Raw genomic sequence first — 16,159 nt, forward strand, 5'->3', positions numbered from 1 at the left:
TCATGGTCGCGCGTCCGCGCGGTCGAAGTCTTTGAATACCGGGGGTATGGCTGTGACGCAGTTGACGCAGATATTGGAGTTGTTCTCGAAGTTCGCCATCATCGGCGGCGGCCTGTGGGCGGTGTGGGGCGCGATTACGTTCGGCGGTGCGTTGAAGGACCAGAACGGGCCTGATATGAAGTCGGGCATGTGGCAGATTGTGGGCGGTGGCCTGATCTGTGCGGCTGCGGCGATCTTCAAGACGGTCGCCCTCTGATATGTCCGCGTTGCAGGACCTCGTCGTCGGCATGCTCAACGCCGTCGGCGGCGGAGGGGTCGGCAACCTCGCCTCGAGCCTGCTGTCGACAAGCCCGGAGGCGTGGAACAGTGGTCTCTACCAGACTGCCCTGAACATCCATCAGACGGCGGTGAAACCGTTGACGGCTGTCGTGCTGGCGGTCATGTTCAGCATGGAGCTGGCGCGCAACTCGTCGCGTATCCAGGACGGCGGCGAGCTCGGCGTGAAGATCGTGGCTGCCACGATGTTCAAGATGGCGATGGTCATGGCAATCGCCCAGAATGCGAACCTCATCTTGCAGGCGTTCGACGGGGTGACCCAGTTCATGATTGGCGGCGTCTCCCACCAGCTGTCGGCCGGCGGGGGAGGTCCGGCCGGTCTGGGTGTGGGCGACCAGATGGCCGATCAGGTCAAGGACGCCGGCATGACCGGGCAGCTCGCGGTTCTGGTGATGCTGTTGATTCCGTGGGTGTTGAGCCAGTTGGCGGCGGTGGTCGCCACGGTGGTCATGTACGTCCGTTTCATCGAGATTTACGCGCTCACCGCTTTCCAATCTCTGCCGTTCGCACTGCTTATGCACGAGGACACCAAGCCTATTGCGGTCGGCTATTTCAAATCGTATGCCCGCACGTCGTTGAACGCGGTCACCCTGTTCATCTGCATCGCTCTGTACCAGAAGATTGTGGTGGACGCGGTCAAGGTTCCCGATGGGACCAATGCCAAGCTCACGCAATGGGTCATGGGCAATTTCGGCAATCTGATGATGGCGGGAATCATGCTCCTGTTCGTCGTCTCCGTGTCCCAACGGGTCAGCCGTGCCATAGCGGGCGAATGATGAACCGAATGCGAGGAAGGGGATAGACGTGGCGTTGCAGATGCGCGTGTACAAGGAGGTCGCCGGGGTCGAGGCCAAGGTCATGCTCGGGATGAGCTGGCGCCAACTGGCCGCCACGGGCTTGATGCTGCTGCTCGGCGGCGGGGAGAGCTGGCTGTTCTTCATGGTCCTGCACAACACCGATCTGGGCAGCGACCTGCTGGTGCTGGTCTGTCTGCCGGTCGCCTTGTGGGGGTGGTGGCGGCCCAAGGGCCTGAAACCGGAGGCGTACATCCGCTACATGCTGCGCCAGCGGTTCGGCCAGTCTGTCTTCCTCCGGGACGGCAGGACCGTCCTGCGTTCCACCCGCAGGCCCGGGACGAACGAGCACGACAAGAACATGACCGGCACCGACACCGGAGACGAAAGGGAACAGGACGATGAAACTGAAACGCAACAGGAACAAGACCGGGAACAATCAGGTCGAAACCGGTTCCGGGAAACCGAAGAAGCACCCAACCGCCCATGTGCCGGGAACCGTAAGGGAACTGATCGGCTATGATGCGATGCTGCCCAACGGCATCGCCCACCTTGGTGACGACCGTTGGAGTGCGACGTTGCGGATCGGTGACATCAACTACGCGATCAGCACACAGGAACACCAGATGGACATCGTCGACCGGTGGAGCCGGTTCCTCAACTCGCTGCCGGACGGTATGGCCCTGCAGGTCACGGTCACGACCCGCACCCTCGACCCGGAGCTGGTCAGCCGCCGTATCGCCATGACCGAAAAGGGCGACCGGTTCGACGGGCTGCGCGGGGATTTCAACCGCAATGTGCGCCGTTTGCTCAATGGTGGCGGCGCGACCAGCAGCCTTACCGACAAGTACCTGACTTTCACCCTCACGGAACGGGACAAGGAGCGAGCGGTGACGCTGCTGAACCGGGCGTGCCTGTCGGCGCAGTCCCAGCTGCGCAGCGTCGACGGATGTGAGGCGCACAGGCTCGACCGGACCGAGCGTTTGGGAGTGCTGCACTCGACGCTCAGGCGCGGGCAACGCTACACGTTCGACGAGGATGCGTTCGCTGCCAGACGTCACGCGTCGACCAAGGATTGGGTGGCCCCGTGGGCCATCGACGCCCACGACCGCCGCAGGCTCCGCATTGACGCGGGAGACAAGGAGACCTACACGGCCACGCTGTGGATCAGCGACTTTCCGGACTACCTCTCCGACTCCCTCATCGCCGGGCTCACCGACATCAAGGCCGACATCAGCGTCAGCATCCACCTCAAGCCGCGCACGAAGGCGGCCGGGCTGAAACTCGTGAACACCAAGATCGCCGAAATGGAGATGCAGGCCGCCGACGAGCGCGGCAAGAACGCCAAACGCCACCAGCCCGACGCCTACCTGCCCCACGACCTGCAGGAGTCGTTGGAGGAGGCCGGCGACCTGCGCGCCGATCTGAAACACAACGGGGAACGGCTCATCGACTCGCTCATCGTGGTCAACATCGCCGCCGGCAGCGTCGAGGAGCTGGACCGGCTGGCACGGGACGTGATGGGCGTGGTGGACGGCCAGTCATGCGTGGCCGAGGCCCTGACCTACATGCAGATCGAAGGGCTCAACGCCAGCCTGCCGCTGGGCGTGAACCCGCTGCCGATGCGGCGCAGCCTGACCACCAGCGGCGCGGCCATCCTCATCCCGTTCACCACGCAGGAGCTCATGCAGCCCGGCGGCGTGTTCCACGGCGTCAACGCACGGAGCGGCAACGCGCTGGTCGTCGACCGGACCAAAAGCATGAACGGCAACGGGTTCATCCTCGGCACCACGGGGTCGGGCAAAAGCCAGGCGGCGAAGAACGAGATCATGCAGACCTTCCTCACCCGCCCCGACGACGACCTGCTGATCATCGACCCCGAGCGCGAGTTCACGCCCCTCTGCCTGGCGCTGGGCGGGGAACGGGTCGCCATCGGCGAGGAGTCCAGCCAGCACATCAACGCGCTCGACATCGAACTCGGAAACGGCGCGACCGGCGGGGACGGCGACCCGATACGGCAGAAATGCGCCGCCGTCTTGAATATGCTCGATGCGCTGATCGGTGGGTCCGATGGCATGGGCCGCGTCGAACGTGCGCTGGTCGATAGGGCCGTCATCAGTTTGTATCAGGAACTCAGGTCAGGAACCCGAACGGAGATGCCGACATTGCTTGACTTGCAGGTCGCCCTGTCCGCAATGAACGACGACGAAGCCACGCACGCCGCACAAAGCCTGGAGATCTATACCACCGGCAGCCTCAACGCGTTCAGCCACCCCACCGATGTCAACGTGCACAACAGGTTCGTGGTCTACGACGTCATGGGCTTGGGCGCGGAACTCAAGACGTTCGGCATGATGGTCGTGCTCGACCAGATATGGAACCGCGTCGTGCGCAACCGTGCCGAAGGGCGACGCACCTGGCTGTGGGTCGACGAGTTTCATATGCTCTTCAGCAACCCGTTCGCGGCCGATTACTTTCTGCGCATCTACAAGCGCGCCCGCAAATGGGGCCTGAGCGTCACGGGAATCACCCAGAACATCGAGGAATTGTTATTGAACGATGACGCACGTCTCATGCTCGCCAACTCGGACTTCCTGCTGCTGATGAACCAGACCAGCACGGACGCCGACACCCTGTGCAGGATGCTGAAGCTGTCGGGGGAGCAGCGTGAGTACTTCACCGGCGTGCAGCCCGGTCAGGGCATGCTCAAATCCGGCACGGCGTTCATCCCCTTCAACGGAAGAATCAGTGAACAGAGCCGCATGTACCGGCTCTTCACCACCAAATTCGGCGAACATACCGGAAGTGTCGACGGCATGCCCGCCCCGCCACTGCCCAAGCAAGTCCGATGAGACAGGCGCAACCAACCGGAGCGGTAAAGGCATCGCACAATGTCCGCGTCTTCCACGCCTCCGCCCAACAGCAGCAAGGAGCTGCCGCCCACCTACGTGACCGGCATCCTATAAAAGCACGAAAAACCGGAAGACAAGCCGAACCCGAAACCATCGTTCCCGAAGAGATGAAGGCAGGAACCGAAGGCAACGCCAGCGGAAGCGGACCGGGTGATACCGGACTTGCAGACCATGCAGGCAGGAAAACCGAAGACGGTTCCAAGGGCAGGGAGAACGCCAAAACCGACAAAACCCGGAAGGCCGGCGACCGATTCTCCGACAAGCTCAAAGACACGGAAGCAGACGGGACAAACAGACGAAACAGAAAACTCCGAATCACCGATAGTCTGACAAGAGGCGCTTTGGCAAATAGTCGAACAGAGATGGGACGGAACGAGGGTAATCGGAACGACGGGGAAGATGCGTTCGAATCCCGGTCCCGCTCCGAAGCGGGACATGCCATCGCCACAGCGGCCGGAAAGACCATATACAACAAAGGACACTCGGTCAGGAACATAGGGAAGCCGGCAGGCAGCACAGCTGGAAAAGCCTCGAAAAGCGTCGCATCCACAAACAACGCTGTGCATACGGCTGGTTCGACGGCTGTCCGATCAGTGCAAGCCATCTACCGCAGAGCCGTGCAAACGTTTGAATCCGTCAAAACAATGGCCGCCACGGCCGTGGCAGCACTGACGACCGCACCGGTGCTGGCCGGGGTACTCGCCGTAGCCATGATCGCCGCACTCATGCTTTCGCTGCTGATGCCGGCCACCGCCACCGCCTCCTGCGGATACGGCAGCGTGAAGGTCCCCGACCAGGCACAACCATGGGTCGACGAAGCCGCCACCGCCAGCGGACTGGACAAGCCCCTGATCGCTGCGATCATGAGCCAGGAGAGCGGATTCAGACCCGATGCCTACGCCGATGACAGCAACGGCGGCACGTGGGGCCTGCTGCAGATGAACCGCAGCGTATGGCGCGGCGTGCACCCGCAAGGTGCCGACCAGACACCACCCGAAGGCATCACCGACCCCATGACCCACGCCCACTACGGCGGCACCTACCTGAAGAACCGCATGAACGGCGTCAAAGACCTCAAGGCCTCGCACCCCGGAGCCGCCTTCGCCCAGCTCAGTGACGAAGACGCGCTCATCATCGCCCACAACGCAGGGGAAGGCAACCTCATGAAATACCCCAGCATCCCGCAAAGCACCCAGAAATATCTTGAGAACGTGCATCGCATGACCGGCGGCGGCCAGAGCTGCAACGTCGACGAGGGTGCCACCGTCGGCAGGCTCAGCCCACCGCTGGTGATGAACTCGGACGGCTACCACGTCAACGTCGAAGCCACCGGCACCGACCAGTCATCAGCCACCTACGAGAGATTCCAATGCACCTGGTGGGCCTTCATCCGCCGCCGGCAGATCGGCAAACCCGTCGACCCCTACATGGGCAACGGCGGCTTCTGGGCCGACAAGGCCAGAAGCCTCGGCATGAGCGTCGGGGAAGGGCCGCGCCCCGGCGACGCCATCAGCTTCCGCCCCGGCGTACACGGCAGCAGCCCGGCCTATGGGCACGTGGCCATCGTCGAACAGGTCAACGACGACGGGTCCATCATCATCAGCCAGTCCGGCACCGGCTGGATGGCCGTAGTCATCGAGACCATAACCGTCCAACAATTGCAGGCAATGGGCGACGGCGTCATATTCATCCACTGAGACGCAAGAGGGGAACAAGAGAATGATCGACAGGAAACGAAAACTGGCGCTGGCGGCGCTCGGAATGTTCGTCGTGTTGGGCCTGTGTTTGATGGCCTTCTGGCCAACCAATATACAGAAACAGGAAACACGGCCGGCTCCAAACTCCATCAGCATCGACAAGCCGAAAACCGAAAACGGAAAGAAAAGTCATGCAGCCAGTGTTCTGAAACCGGAGCAGGTATGCGAGCAGGTCGCGCCCAAGGCCCTCGCCACCTATGTCACCGACGGCCCGGACCGATCAACAAAACTGCAGCAGTATTTCATCAAGGACGCGAAAGGCCTGGATATGCCGGTCTCGGACATCCAATCGCAACCGGCCCCGATCTTCACCGGCTACCTCGCCTTCGGCCGAGACAACGACACCGCCATCTGCAACGTATGGACCGGTCTCGAAAGCCCATGGTGTCTTGTGTTCAGTTATCAAAGGTCTAATGGATGGAAAATCGCACTGGTTGAAGGGCCTTCACAGGGGTTCAGATGATGGCTACTGTGTTTTTATGGCCTGTGGGTTCTATTCCTGGCCGTCAAGCTGGTTTTTGAGTTTGTGACGTGGAGCGTGGGCGAGATTGGTGTCGATGATGATGTGGCCGTTGTCCGTATTCTGCGGTGCGGAACTGTTGCTTGTTGTTACGGAACCATAGGTAGCCGGGGTTTCTGCAGGCATGGTCGCACCACTTCCATGGTGTGCTGGCCTGCCGTGACGATAGTCGTCCATCATGGCTTTTTGCAGCATCTGCGCGCTGGGCGGAGTCCAGGTCAATGCGTTCGCGCCTGCGTTGATGGTGGCGCGTACTGAGCCCGGGTCGCCTCCTGAGCTTGCGATCAAGGGGATGTTGGGATACCTTTCCTTGATGCGGGCGACAATTTCTGGTGTGTTCCGTCCTGCGGCGACGTTGATGATCCGTGCTCCGGCTTCGATTTTCCGGTCGACGGTCTCGTCGTCATCGAGGACGGTCGCTACTACGGGTATGTGAACAATTGACGCAACCTTGTTTACCATGTCCGCATCGATGGGCGCATTGACCACGACTCCGGCCACGCCCTGCATTTCGGCGAACACCGCCAGTTCGGCCACACGTGGGCCGGAAGTGGTGCCGCCGCCGACTCCAACGAAGACCGGTGCCTGGGCTACCGAAAGGATGGCCTGGTTGATCACAGGCTGGCCGGTGAACGGGTAGACCGCGAGAATGGCGTCTGCGTTCGTGTTGTGGATGACGGCGGCGTCGGTGGTGTAGGCGAACGAACGTAGCCGTTTGCCTTGCAGCAGTATGCCTGATGCATCCTCCATCTCGACCGGGATGCGGGCTTCCGGGGAGCTTAGCGGATTTTCAATGGGGATGGCGATGAAAGGATTGGCGAGTTCTTTGCTTGTTTTTTCGCTCAATGTTCGGGTCCTTCTTCATTGCTTCATTTGTTCTTTGATGTGCGTTCTGCCTGTTGGCATCGTTTTGGGCTGACGGGACATGGCCTGGATCCTTCTTGGTCCTCTTGATTCGCATGGGCAGGGAAGAGGTCGGGCCTTGATTGGTATGCGTAAATGACGGGCATGAAGACGTCGTCGACGATGAAGTCGATGTCGGCTTCGTTCGGGCGGCGGCCGCTGGCCATGATGCCGGTGCAGAGCAGGTTGACCGGCAGCGCGGCCACGCGTTCGGGCAGGTCGACGGTCAGTTCGCCCCGGCCGTGTGCGCGCTTCAATATCTTTTTCATGCTGGGGCCTGAGTGCGCATTGGCCTGTGCGTGCAGCCCGCCGGTGTTGTTTTCGCTCGTCTCATGTTCGCCGCCCATATATAGAGGTCTCAGCGAAGTGAGCGCCACGATGGTGTCGAGCCGTTTGTCGCTCGCCTCGCGGAGCAGCGCCTTCACGTCGCCGGGCAGGGAGCCGGTGTCGGAAGCCTGCAGGGGGCAGAGTTTCAGCCTTCGGCGCAGTGCCGCCGCGAACAGGCCTTCCCGTGTTGGCCAGCGCCGGTACAGCACGGTCTTGGAGGAGTGGGCGCGTGCGGCGACGGCCTCGTAATTGAAGCCGTGCATGCCCTTGTCGGCTATCTGCTCCCACGCCGCGTCAAGCAGCGCGTCCTCGAGCTCCCCGCCCCGACGGCGCGTGGCCGTAGTGTGATTCGGCATACAAAACCGCCTTTCCTTTCAAGATACGGTTGCGTATCTTATCCATGACGGTTACTATACTCTCCGTAAGTAAGATACGCAACCGTATCTAAACGTTTGGTGAAAAGAACGGCATCGCGTATGGAAAAACATCAATCATTGGAGGAATGCACGGTGAGTGCAGAACCACAAAACAAACCGCAGAAACTGCAGGGGACCGGCCTGCTGATGACCGCCCTCATCCTGGGCGTGTTCATGCCCGGCATGAACTCGACCATCGTCTCGATCGGCCTCAACAACATGATCGGCCAGTTCCACACCACCATGGCCATGGTGCAGTGGGTGTCGACCGCCTACCTGCTCGCCCAGGCCGTGGCCACCCCGATCGTCGGCTGGGCCCAGGCCCGGTTCGGCAACAAGACGTCATGGATCGCGGGACTGGTGATCTTCCTGATCGGTTCCATCGGCGCCGGCTTCGCGTGGAACATCGGCTCGCTGATATTCTTCCGCTTCGTCCAGGGCTTCTCCGCAGGCATCTCGATGCCGCTCATGCAGACGCTGCTCGTCCAGGAGGCCAAGAGCCAGGGCATCGAATCGTTCGGCACCCTCATGTCCACCATCTCCCTGCCGCTTTCGGTCGCCCCGATCCTCGGCCCGGTGCTCGGCGGCCTCATCCTCAACTGGATGAGCTGGAAATGGCTCTTCTGGATCAACGTCCCGTTCACCGTCGTCGCCATCATCCTGGCGTTCCCCGCCTTCCACGACAGCGGCGAACGCAAGGCGTCCAAACGCAGCCTCGACATCGTCGGCCTGGTATCGTCCGCGGTCGGCCTCGCCGGACTGCTCCTCGGCCTGACCGACGTCTCCCAGGAAGCCAGCTTCAACCGCAAGGACGTCATCGTCCCGCTCGTCGTCGGCGTGCTGCTGCTCGTCTTCTTCGTGCTCTGGCCGCGCACCCGCGACAGCGAACGCACCCTGATCGACATCAAACTGCTGCGCCACCGCTCCGTCTGGTCCTCGTCCGTCGCCTCCATCGCCATGGGCATGACCATCTACTCCGCCCAGTTCCTCCTGCCGATCTACTGGCAGGTCCTGCGCCACGAATCCGTCCTCAACGCGGCCCTGCTGCTCGTGCCCCAAGGCGTCGGCTCGCTGATCAGCCGGGTCATCGCCGGCAACCTGAGCGACAAGTACGGCAACCGCCCGGTCGCCGTCGCCGGCTTCCTCCTGAGCGCCCTGACCACCGTCCCGTTCTGCTTCGCGGGACTGAACACCAACCTCGTCCTGCTCTCGGTCCTGCTGCTCATCCGCGGCATCGCCGTCGGCATCGTCGGCATCCCGGTCGGATCCGCCGGCTACATCGGCATCAGCTCCAAGGACACCCCCAACGTCTCCATCATCACCAAGGTCTTCCAGCAGGTCGGCATGTGCGTCGGCACCGCCGTCGTGGCCGTGCTCCTCCAGGCCATCGCCACCATGCCGGGCCAGACCCCGCTGAGCGCCTTCCGCTGGGCGTTCGCCGGCATCGTCATCATGACCCTCGTCGGCACCGTCTCCTCCATCTGGCTGCCCTCCGCACCCAAGGCCGAAGACCGCATGGAAGTCGTCGACGTCGAACCCGAGGAATAGCCGGGAACGATTCGAATTTTAAGACTTCGTCCTTCCCCTGACAGCCGGTGTATTTGTGCATATCGCATGAATACACCGGCTGTTTGGGATTTATTTGAGTATTTGCTTCTTTGACAGGAATGGCCGTACTCCTCGTAGTAGGTAGATGCATTGGTCGGTGGGGAGTCTTCCGAGTTCGTCGCGGTCGAGGAGGGCGCGCTGGTTCTTGCGTATGGAGGTGCTGTGGCTGCCGTTGGTGCCTTTGCTTTCGCTGGTTTCGATGATGTCGATGGTCTGGTTGCCGAGGCGTTCGGATATGTATTCGGTGGTGCTTTTCTCGTTGCCGCCGAGGAAGAGTTGGCTGTCGCAGTTGCCGGCGATGGTCTCCCAGTCGTCCTTGTACAGGGCTTTGCCCTGGCTGTAGGTCTGCAGGATGATGCTCATGCTGATGCGGCGGCTTCTGATGGTGGAGATAAGCCGGGTGAGGTTGGGTATTTTGCCGATGTTGGCGAACTCGTCGAGCATGCAGTGCACGTCGCGTCCGAGCGTGCCGTCGGAGCTGCTGTCGGCCTTGCGGATGAGGGTCTCGAAGAGGCTTTGGTAGAAGACGGCGGCGAGGAAGCCGAACGTGCCGTCGGTGTCGCTGGTCTCTAAGTAGACGACTCGCCTGCCCTCGTCGAGGCTGGTGAGGTCGAGCTGGTCGTGGTCGAGGATGTCGCGGACCTGTCGGACCTGCAGGGGTGCGAGGCGTACGCCGAGGCTGATGATGATGCTTTTCTTGGTTTCGCCGGCTCCTTGGGTGAAGGTGCGGTATTGGGTGCAGGCGAAGGCGAGCCCGTCGAGCATCCTGAGGGTCTCGCGGTCGTATTGCTCGGGGTGCTGGCGTGCGTTTTCGGCCTCGGTGTGGGCTTCGGCGAATTGGGCGTCGATGATGGATTCCCGGGTCTCGTCCTCTTCGCTGGCTTGCATCAGAGAGACCATGTCGACGGCCTTGGTCAGGCTCATGTTGTCGCGTACGGTGCCGTCGGGGTCGGTGGTGGTGCCGTCCTCGGTGTAGTAGACCCAAGCGATGAGCGCGGTCAGCAGGGCGCGTTCGGCGCGTTCCCAGAACCCGTCGCTGTCTTTCCTGTCGCCGGTGGTGTTGGTGATGATGTTGTCGACCAGCCGCAGAATCGACGGCTCGGGCTCCACGGGGTCGAGGTAGCGCATGGGGTTGAAACCATCTGACTGGTCCAGGTGGATCAGGTCGAGCGTGCGGGTCTCATAGCCGTGGTCGCGCATGGCCTGTTCGGTGTCGCGTTTCAGTTCGCCTTTCGGGTCGGTGCATGCGAAGTTCATGTCGGCGGTCAGCAGGTTGGGTTTCACGTAGCTGCGGGTCTTGCCCGAGCCGGAGGAGCCGAGCACCAGCACGTTGAGGTTGCGCTGGGTCCTGCGGGTGTCGAGGCTGAGCCGTTCCGTACGGGTGAAGGTGAGGTTGCGTTCGGGTTGCCGGTCGGTGAACGGGGCGATGTCTCGGGGCGTGCCCCATTTGGCGCTGCCGTGCTCCTCGCCGGGGCGTGTGGCCAGACGGGTGGAGGCGTGATAGGCCCATGCCAGCAGCCCGAGCCCGCAGAACGCCAGCCCGCAGAGCAGGTCGGCCCTGTCAACGCTGAAGTGCAGGGGGTGCTGCAGGTCGAGCCAGAACCGGTCGGCCGCATCCACCCAGGTCATGCCGCCTGCCAGATCGGTGCGTACCTGCCATCCAGTCTTGTCGCCCAGCCAGAACAGCAGGCCCATGCCCGCCATGGTGGCGAGGATGGTGCGTAGCGTTCTGCTTGTCATCGTTGCCTGCCTTGGTTGTGGTTGACTCGTTTTCTTGCACGTTCGAGGATGGCCGTGATGGTGCCTCCGCGATCGAACCTTATCGTTTCCCGCCCGCTGTTGTCATTGGTCGCTTCGTCGGAGGAATCGTATGGCTTATCGACAGGCGTCCTGCCGGCGGCTTCCAGCCATTCGTCCAATACAGTGCGCATATCCTCGTCCGTGTCTGTGGGGTCGGTATTGTTTTCTGGGATGGGGAGGATCCATGTCATGCGCCCGTTTTGAGCCGCCCTGCGTCCGGGGCCGTATATCTTTGTGACGAGACGGCCTGCAGGGGAGTCCGGGTCGACGCCATCGGTTGGCTGGCATCCTGTGGGCATGGTGTTATTGCCGGTCGGCACCGTGCCAGCCTATCGATGTGTGTGCGCACACTGTGCCCGCGGTGATGTGTCCGTCCCCGGTGTCGTCGTGGAAGGCGCCGTTGATGACCAGCCAGTCGCCCCGCCTGCTTTCCGAGGCTTTCAGATAGGGCACGGCCTGGCCGCGTGCCTCGACGCGCAACGCCAGCATGCCGTCGGCGTGCAACGGCACCCGCAGGGTAAATACTGCGACCGGCCCCTTGCGGTCCTCGGCATATATGATGTCCTCGGCCAGCATGCCTTCGGCCCACACCTCGGCGGCCTCGCCGTCCATATCTTCGATGGCTCGCATGTCGGTCATCCTCTGGCCCGTGGACGTGTGGGGGCGTGGCGGGCGGCCGTGGCGCTGTTGGTTCTGCCGTCGGCGCGATGCCGGATTCGTTCGAGCACCGTGTTCCTGTCATCTACCGCATGAGGCTCCTGCTGTCCGGTGCTGTCGCCGAACTTGTAGCCGTCATGCCCATGGACGCGGTAAGAGCCGTCGTTGACGATTTTGACAGCGTCGAACGAGCAACCGAACTGCCGGTTGATGTAATCCAGCAGGCCTTGGCTGGTGTAGGGGAACTCGCCTAGGTTTACGGGCCTGCCGGCATGTTGCTGTTGGGGCAGCCGACGCTGGTTGATGTCGTCATGCCGCCCGGTGATCTCGAAGGCGAAGTCGGTCGACCCGTAGTCCTCCCACGGGATGCCGGCGAACGCCTTGCGATACCGGTCGCCCTTGGGCGGCTTCGATATGCCCTGCGCCTCGAAGTAGATCCGTTTCCCCGCGTCGTTCGTGAACGCCGTGCGTATCCGGCAGTTCGACAGCCCGCCACGCGGCACCGTGCCCGCGCCCTCCAACAGAAGCGTGCCCCTGCCCGGCATTCTCTCGGTTCTTGTATCCTGGTCTGTTTCGCTCATCTGCGCATCCTCCTCGTGGACGCCGCCATGTTGGTTTCGTGCCGGCTGCTACAGTTTTCCGGATTGTCGCGTGTCGTTCGTTCTGTGGCCGTTGCGTCATGGTTGCTGGCCGGTTTGGGGTATTCGGCGAGGGGTTCGAAGGGTTCGCCGCCGGCGGTGCGGGGCACGCCGTCACCGACGAACTCGCCCCTGCGTGCATCCACATCCATGACGGCCGCCATATCCCTGGTGTTGTGCCGTTCGGCCATGCGTCTGGCATAGTCGTCGCGTTCCCGTCGTATCGCCCGGCACAGGTCCCACGGGTCGTTGACGCGCATGGTCTGCCGCGCCGGCCCGGCCCCGCGCCACAGCTCGATCGGCCTGCCCGGCATGAAACGCACCGTCACCGGCCTCCCGGCCTCCTTCTGCCCGCGTGCTCGCCGGTTCATGAACGCATCGACCTGCCAGCCGCCCGCCTCAAGCCCGTGCAGCATCGTGCCCTCCGGGATTGAGACCCGCATCATCGAAAACTCCCTGCCGTCCCGAGTCCGATGCGTGTACGGGTGCACGAACCCGTTCGGCAGACTCACACCCGGCCACACCTCGCGCCGTACCGGTTTCGACGTCCCGACGTGCCCGATATTCTCGTCGCCTGATTCCATGTCTGTTCTCCTATCTGGTTCTGGTCTTCATTGGCTTAGGCATCGTCCGGGCCGAACCTCGGACCCGTTCGGCCGCACGCGACCTGATTCCATGCACGGTCTCGGCCTTCGTCTTCACATGATGCGGGCTGCCCGCTTTCGCGTCGTCGCCCCGGCCGGTTCCGGGCCGCGCCGTTTTGGGCTTGACACCCTGTTGCGGCTTCGTAGCCTCTAGCGGCCCGTCGGGAGGAAAGAACCGGTCCCAGTCCAGACCCGGGGTGCGGTCGGTCAGACGTTCGATTAGCCCGGCGACCCTCCGGGCCTCGCCGCGCGGATAGAAGAACCGCTGCAGGCCTTCTCCGGTCGTCTCCTGTCTGAAGGGAATTGATTCGCGTTCCAGATTGGCCGCGATGATGGAGGCGTCCGCGTCCCATGCCACCGTTCTGAAATCAAAGCACGGGTTGTCAACAGATTCCGGATTCCAAGGCTCGCGAGGATGTCCGGCCTCTTTCGCGTTTTCCTGCTTTTGTGTTTCCTCGGAGCGATGCTCTTCGCTTTGATGGCGGGCTGCCTGTTGCCGGCTTGCTTCTTCGTTTCTCGCTGCCGTCTCGGATTGGCCCTGTTCGTGTTCCTGCTCGTATTGGCGGGCGGCGATGTCCAATCCGACGACGACCTTCTCGACCGCGTGGCGCACCTCGTCGGTGTCACGGCCCGCGAAATGCAGGTACACGCTCCCGGTCTTCCGGTCGCGCTCGATATGGAACGCGATGCCGGCCCGTTTCAACTGGCGGGCCAGGCTGCGCTCCCGACCGGCCTCGACCTCCACGACCTTCAACGGCTCGCGCGTCCTGTTCAGATCCCTGACCGACACGCTGCCCGAGTTGTGCCGCGCCTCATGCACCCTCCCGTGTGCAAGCCTGACACCAGCGCCAAGCCGGCCCAGCGACCATGCCACGCCACGGCCCGACAATTCGAGAACAACGCGCGCGCCGCCCTCGAACACCCTCAGCGCATAGTCCTGCGCCTGATCCTCAGCCGGCATCACAGCCTCCCGCCCTCAAATGATGGCGGGAATGCCCCGCCACCCACTCAGGTTGCCCGACGTCGGGGCCGGTTTGGACGGACGGGACCGTCGCCATGGCTTCCGGCCTTCCGGTCGCGTTCCAGTATCCGTCGCAACGCCAGCGCCTCGTCAGCGTTGGCGCCGGTGGTCTTGCACACCGCGTCCAGCTCCCGTTCTAAGCGTTCGGTCGAATCGCCCTGGTCACGGGCCACGGCGATGGCGACTACCAGCTCGCGCATCCTCGCCTCACCGGATTCGACCTTCCCGGTCAGCCGGTCGAACGCCTCCCTGCGTGTGGTGTGGTGGTCGACCACCCGGCTGATGGCCTGCAATTCGTCCAAGCTCTCGCGTAACCGGTCGCAGGCCAATGCGGTGGCGATTGCCCGGCCGCCCAGCCCGCGCAGGTCACTGGGGAAGAGCCGTCGGCGGGCGTAATCCTCCAACCGCACCTTCGGCTTTGCGAACCATTCGTACAGCCCGTCACAGTCGACCGTCTGCGCATAGATGCCATCGGGACCGGTGAGCACCTGCCGTACATCCCGTGCGAGGTAGGCGCGGAACGTACGGCCGTCCCGCACAATCCGATTCGCGGGAATCGCGAGCATCAGCTTCCGCCCAGAGCCGGGCAGCCACACCCGCACGCCCATGGCATCACGATTGGCGACAAGGGTGCGGTCGAACGCGAACATGTTCATCGTCCTCCGGCCGATCCGGCCCATCACCTCCTGCTCGCCGCAGCCCACTCCCAGCCGCACATCCCGGAACCTCCGCCCCGATGCCGCGGCCGTGTAGGTCAGATGCCGGCCACGCACCGACACATCCACACCCAGACCTGAAAGCAGAGAACGGAAGTCATCGAAACCGTGCGCCTCCTGGCAGGCCCGGCCGATCGCGGTGCGCACCATGTCCTTGACGTTCCGCCCGTCCGCGCTGGCGTTCAGCTCACCGATCTGCGGCGCCGGATGCCTGACCGGCTTGGGCGCGATGGTGTGCAGCCCGTTCTCACGGCACAGCCGGTCGCTGGCCTCCCGCCACCGGCCGAGGACCTTGTAGGGTTTCAGATTACGGTGGGTCAGATTGCTGTTCGGGCACAGCAGGATGTGGTTGTGGATATGGTGCCGGTCGGTGTGGGTCGCGATGGTGAAGTCGTACTCCTCGCCGACGATCTCGTGGACGAACCGGATGCCCAGGCTGTGCGCCTGCTCCGGCGTGATATCGTCCTCGGGGTCGAAGCTCTGGATGATATGCTCCGCCAGCACCGCGCCCTTCCGGCCCGCACCGCCCTTCGCCCGGCCGATGTTGCGCAGATACACGTCGGCGATGCCCTGCGCATCGTCCACTTGGCGGCCGGTCGTGGTGCTCACCAGCCGGTAGCCGTCCGTCTTCTCCGGGTTCGTGATATACCTGACCGCCTTCGCCAGCGTCGACTTGACCTGACCCACCTTCACCACAGCCATGCTCAGCTGAGCCTCCCCGGGTCAGGCAGCCCGGCGCTTACCGTGTCCCGCATCAGGGAGAGCAGGCCCACGGCCTCTTTCAGGAGCCGCTGCGTCTCGATGATCTCCGCGTACTCCGCACGCCGGCGGATATTGACCGTGTGGGCGATCTGGTTGATGTTCCCTCCGATATGCGCCAGCTGGACTGCTATGTCATCCAAACCGGGCGGCACCAGCAGGGTCACCGAACGGCCCGTCATGATCCGGCTGCGTGCGAACCGGGTCCAGCCCACCGTCTCCAAGCCCGCTTTCACGCGCTGTCGGTTCTCCGTCACTTGGGAGTCGCGAACATAGTGCCACTCCTGTTCCGAGAACGTGACGACCTTGCGGACTGGTCGTGTGCGGTTGCCCTGCCATGCCATGGGCTGG

At 63.0% G+C, this 16,159-nt stretch carries 17 protein-coding genes; 7 read left to right on the forward strand and 10 right to left on the reverse strand.

Annotated elements, in window-relative coordinates; translation table 11 throughout:
* Positions 1–46 precede the first annotated feature (46 nt).
* From PT279_RS07745 to PT279_RS07770, 6 genes are read left to right on the forward strand one after another with little or no spacing between them, the layout of a single operon-like run.
* Positions 47–256 carry a hypothetical protein gene (locus PT279_RS07745; protein WP_277166844.1) on the forward strand — a complete coding sequence of 70 codons (210 nt, stop codon included), beginning with the start codon at positions 47–49 and terminating at the stop codon, positions 254–256.
* 1 nt (position 257) lies between these two features.
* On the forward strand, positions 258–1,112 hold the full coding sequence (locus tag PT279_RS07750; protein ID WP_277166846.1) for a type IV secretion system protein: 855 nt from the start codon (positions 258–260) through the stop codon (positions 1,110–1,112).
* A gap of 28 nt (positions 1,113–1,140) precedes the next feature.
* Positions 1,141–1,653, forward strand: a complete 513-nt coding sequence (locus PT279_RS07755; RefSeq protein ID WP_277166847.1) for a PrgI family protein — start codon at positions 1,141–1,143, stop codon at positions 1,651–1,653.
* Positions 1,538–3,982, forward strand: a complete 2,445-nt coding sequence (locus PT279_RS07760) for a VirB4-like conjugal transfer ATPase, CD1110 family (RefSeq protein WP_277167060.1) — start codon at positions 1,538–1,540, stop codon at positions 3,980–3,982. Before PT279_RS07755 ends, PT279_RS07760 begins: the two co-directional genes overlap by 116 nt.
* A complete protein-coding gene (locus PT279_RS07765; RefSeq protein WP_277166848.1) occupies positions 3,979–5,739 on the forward strand; it encodes a CHAP domain-containing protein in 1,761 nt (586 codons plus the stop codon). The genes PT279_RS07760 and PT279_RS07765 overlap by 4 nt, the downstream gene beginning before the upstream one ends.
* Positions 5,740–5,761: 22 nt before the next feature.
* Positions 5,762–6,262 (forward strand): hypothetical protein, encoded by a 501-nt coding sequence (locus tag PT279_RS07770; RefSeq protein ID WP_277166849.1) that lies wholly within the window; start codon positions 5,762–5,764, stop codon positions 6,260–6,262.
* 30 nt (positions 6,263–6,292) lie between these two features.
* Here the strand turns inward: PT279_RS07770 and PT279_RS07775 are convergent, their stop codons facing one another.
* Together PT279_RS07775 and PT279_RS07780 are read right to left on the reverse strand one after the other, a co-directional pair.
* Positions 6,293–7,165: a dioxygenase gene (locus PT279_RS07775; RefSeq protein ID WP_277166851.1), complete on the reverse strand. Its 873-nt coding sequence runs from the start codon at positions 7,163–7,165 to the stop codon at positions 6,293–6,295.
* Between the two features lie 23 nt (positions 7,166–7,188).
* Entirely contained in the window at positions 7,189–7,905 is a 717-nt protein-coding gene (locus tag PT279_RS07780) for a TetR/AcrR family transcriptional regulator (protein ID WP_277166852.1), read from the reverse strand.
* 120 nt (positions 7,906–8,025) lie between these two features.
* Between PT279_RS07780 and PT279_RS07785 the strand changes: the two genes are divergently transcribed.
* On the forward strand, positions 8,026–9,513 hold the full coding sequence (locus tag PT279_RS07785) for an MDR family MFS transporter (protein ID WP_277166853.1): 1,488 nt from the start codon (positions 8,026–8,028) through the stop codon (positions 9,511–9,513).
* A 90-nt stretch (positions 9,514–9,603) separates the two neighbouring features.
* Here the strand turns inward: PT279_RS07785 and PT279_RS07790 are convergent, their stop codons facing one another.
* From PT279_RS07790 to mobC, 8 genes are all read right to left on the reverse strand, one after another.
* Complete coding sequence (locus PT279_RS07790; protein WP_277166854.1) at positions 9,604–11,313, reverse strand: VirD4-like conjugal transfer protein, CD1115 family; 1,710 nt, start codon at positions 11,311–11,313, stop codon at positions 9,604–9,606.
* Positions 11,310–11,693 carry a hypothetical protein gene (locus PT279_RS07795; protein ID WP_277166855.1) on the reverse strand — a complete coding sequence of 128 codons (384 nt, stop codon included), beginning with the start codon at positions 11,691–11,693 and terminating at the stop codon, positions 11,310–11,312. The genes PT279_RS07790 and PT279_RS07795 overlap by 4 nt, the downstream gene beginning before the upstream one ends.
* Complete coding sequence (locus PT279_RS07800; RefSeq protein ID WP_277166856.1) at positions 11,677–12,003, reverse strand: hypothetical protein; 327 nt, start codon at positions 12,001–12,003, stop codon at positions 11,677–11,679. Before PT279_RS07800 ends, PT279_RS07795 begins: the two co-directional genes overlap by 17 nt.
* A 5-nt stretch (positions 12,004–12,008) precedes the next feature.
* A complete protein-coding gene (locus PT279_RS07805; RefSeq protein ID WP_277166857.1) occupies positions 12,009–12,611 on the reverse strand; it encodes a hypothetical protein in 603 nt (200 codons plus the stop codon).
* Positions 12,608–13,039: a hypothetical protein gene (locus PT279_RS07810; RefSeq protein ID WP_277166858.1), complete on the reverse strand. Its 432-nt coding sequence runs from the start codon at positions 13,037–13,039 to the stop codon at positions 12,608–12,610. Before PT279_RS07810 ends, PT279_RS07805 begins: the two co-directional genes overlap by 4 nt.
* 223 nt (positions 13,040–13,262) lie before the next feature.
* Positions 13,263–14,273, reverse strand: a complete 1,011-nt coding sequence (locus PT279_RS07815; RefSeq protein WP_277166860.1) for a DUF3801 domain-containing protein — start codon at positions 14,271–14,273, stop codon at positions 13,263–13,265.
* Positions 14,274–14,320: 47 nt separating this feature from the next.
* Positions 14,321–15,751, reverse strand: a complete 1,431-nt coding sequence (locus PT279_RS07820; protein ID WP_277166861.1) for a relaxase/mobilization nuclease domain-containing protein — start codon at positions 15,749–15,751, stop codon at positions 14,321–14,323.
* Between the two features lie 2 nt (positions 15,752–15,753).
* On the reverse strand, positions 15,754–16,152 hold the full coding sequence (mobC, locus tag PT279_RS07825; RefSeq protein ID WP_277166863.1) for a plasmid mobilization relaxosome protein MobC: 399 nt from the start codon (positions 16,150–16,152) through the stop codon (positions 15,754–15,756).
* Positions 16,153–16,159 lie beyond the last annotated feature (7 nt).

The organism is Bifidobacterium sp. ESL0784, from assembly GCF_029433295.1.
In the GTDB taxonomy this organism is placed as follows: domain Bacteria; phylum Actinomycetota; class Actinomycetes; order Actinomycetales; family Bifidobacteriaceae; genus Bifidobacterium.

Bases quoted from the DNA above. Each gene is read 5' to 3' on its own strand.
- PT279_RS07745 (WP_277166844.1), top strand. From the start codon at position 47: ATGGCTGTGACGCAGTTGACGCAGATATTGGAGTTGTTCTCGAAGTTC.
- PT279_RS07750 (WP_277166846.1), top strand. From the start codon at position 258: ATGTCCGCGTTGCAGGACCTCGTCGTCGGCATGCTCAACGCCGTCGGC.
- PT279_RS07765 (WP_277166848.1), top strand. From the start codon at position 3,979: ATGAGACAGGCGCAACCAACCGGAGCGGTAAAGGCATCGCACAATGTC.
- PT279_RS07770 (WP_277166849.1), top strand. From the start codon at position 5,762: ATGATCGACAGGAAACGAAAACTGGCGCTGGCGGCGCTCGGAATGTTC.
- PT279_RS07780 (WP_277166852.1), bottom strand. From the start codon at position 7,905: ATGCCGAATCACACTACGGCCACGCGCCGTCGGGGCGGGGAGCTCGAG.
- PT279_RS07785 (WP_277166853.1), top strand. From the start codon at position 8,026: ATGGAAAAACATCAATCATTGGAGGAATGCACGGTGAGTGCAGAACCA.
- PT279_RS07790 (WP_277166854.1), bottom strand. From the start codon at position 11,313: ATGACAAGCAGAACGCTACGCACCATCCTCGCCACCATGGCGGGCATG.
- PT279_RS07800 (WP_277166856.1), bottom strand. From the start codon at position 12,003: ATGCGAGCCATCGAAGATATGGACGGCGAGGCCGCCGAGGTGTGGGCC.
- PT279_RS07805 (WP_277166857.1), bottom strand. From the start codon at position 12,611: ATGAGCGAAACAGACCAGGATACAAGAACCGAGAGAATGCCGGGCAGG.
- PT279_RS07810 (WP_277166858.1), bottom strand. From the start codon at position 13,039: ATGAACCGGCGAGCACGCGGGCAGAAGGAGGCCGGGAGGCCGGTGACG.
- PT279_RS07815 (WP_277166860.1), bottom strand. From the start codon at position 14,273: ATGCCGGCTGAGGATCAGGCGCAGGACTATGCGCTGAGGGTGTTCGAG.
- PT279_RS07820 (WP_277166861.1), bottom strand. From the start codon at position 15,751: ATGGCTGTGGTGAAGGTGGGTCAGGTCAAGTCGACGCTGGCGAAGGCG.
- mobC (WP_277166863.1), bottom strand. From the start codon at position 16,152: ATGGCATGGCAGGGCAACCGCACACGACCAGTCCGCAAGGTCGTCACG.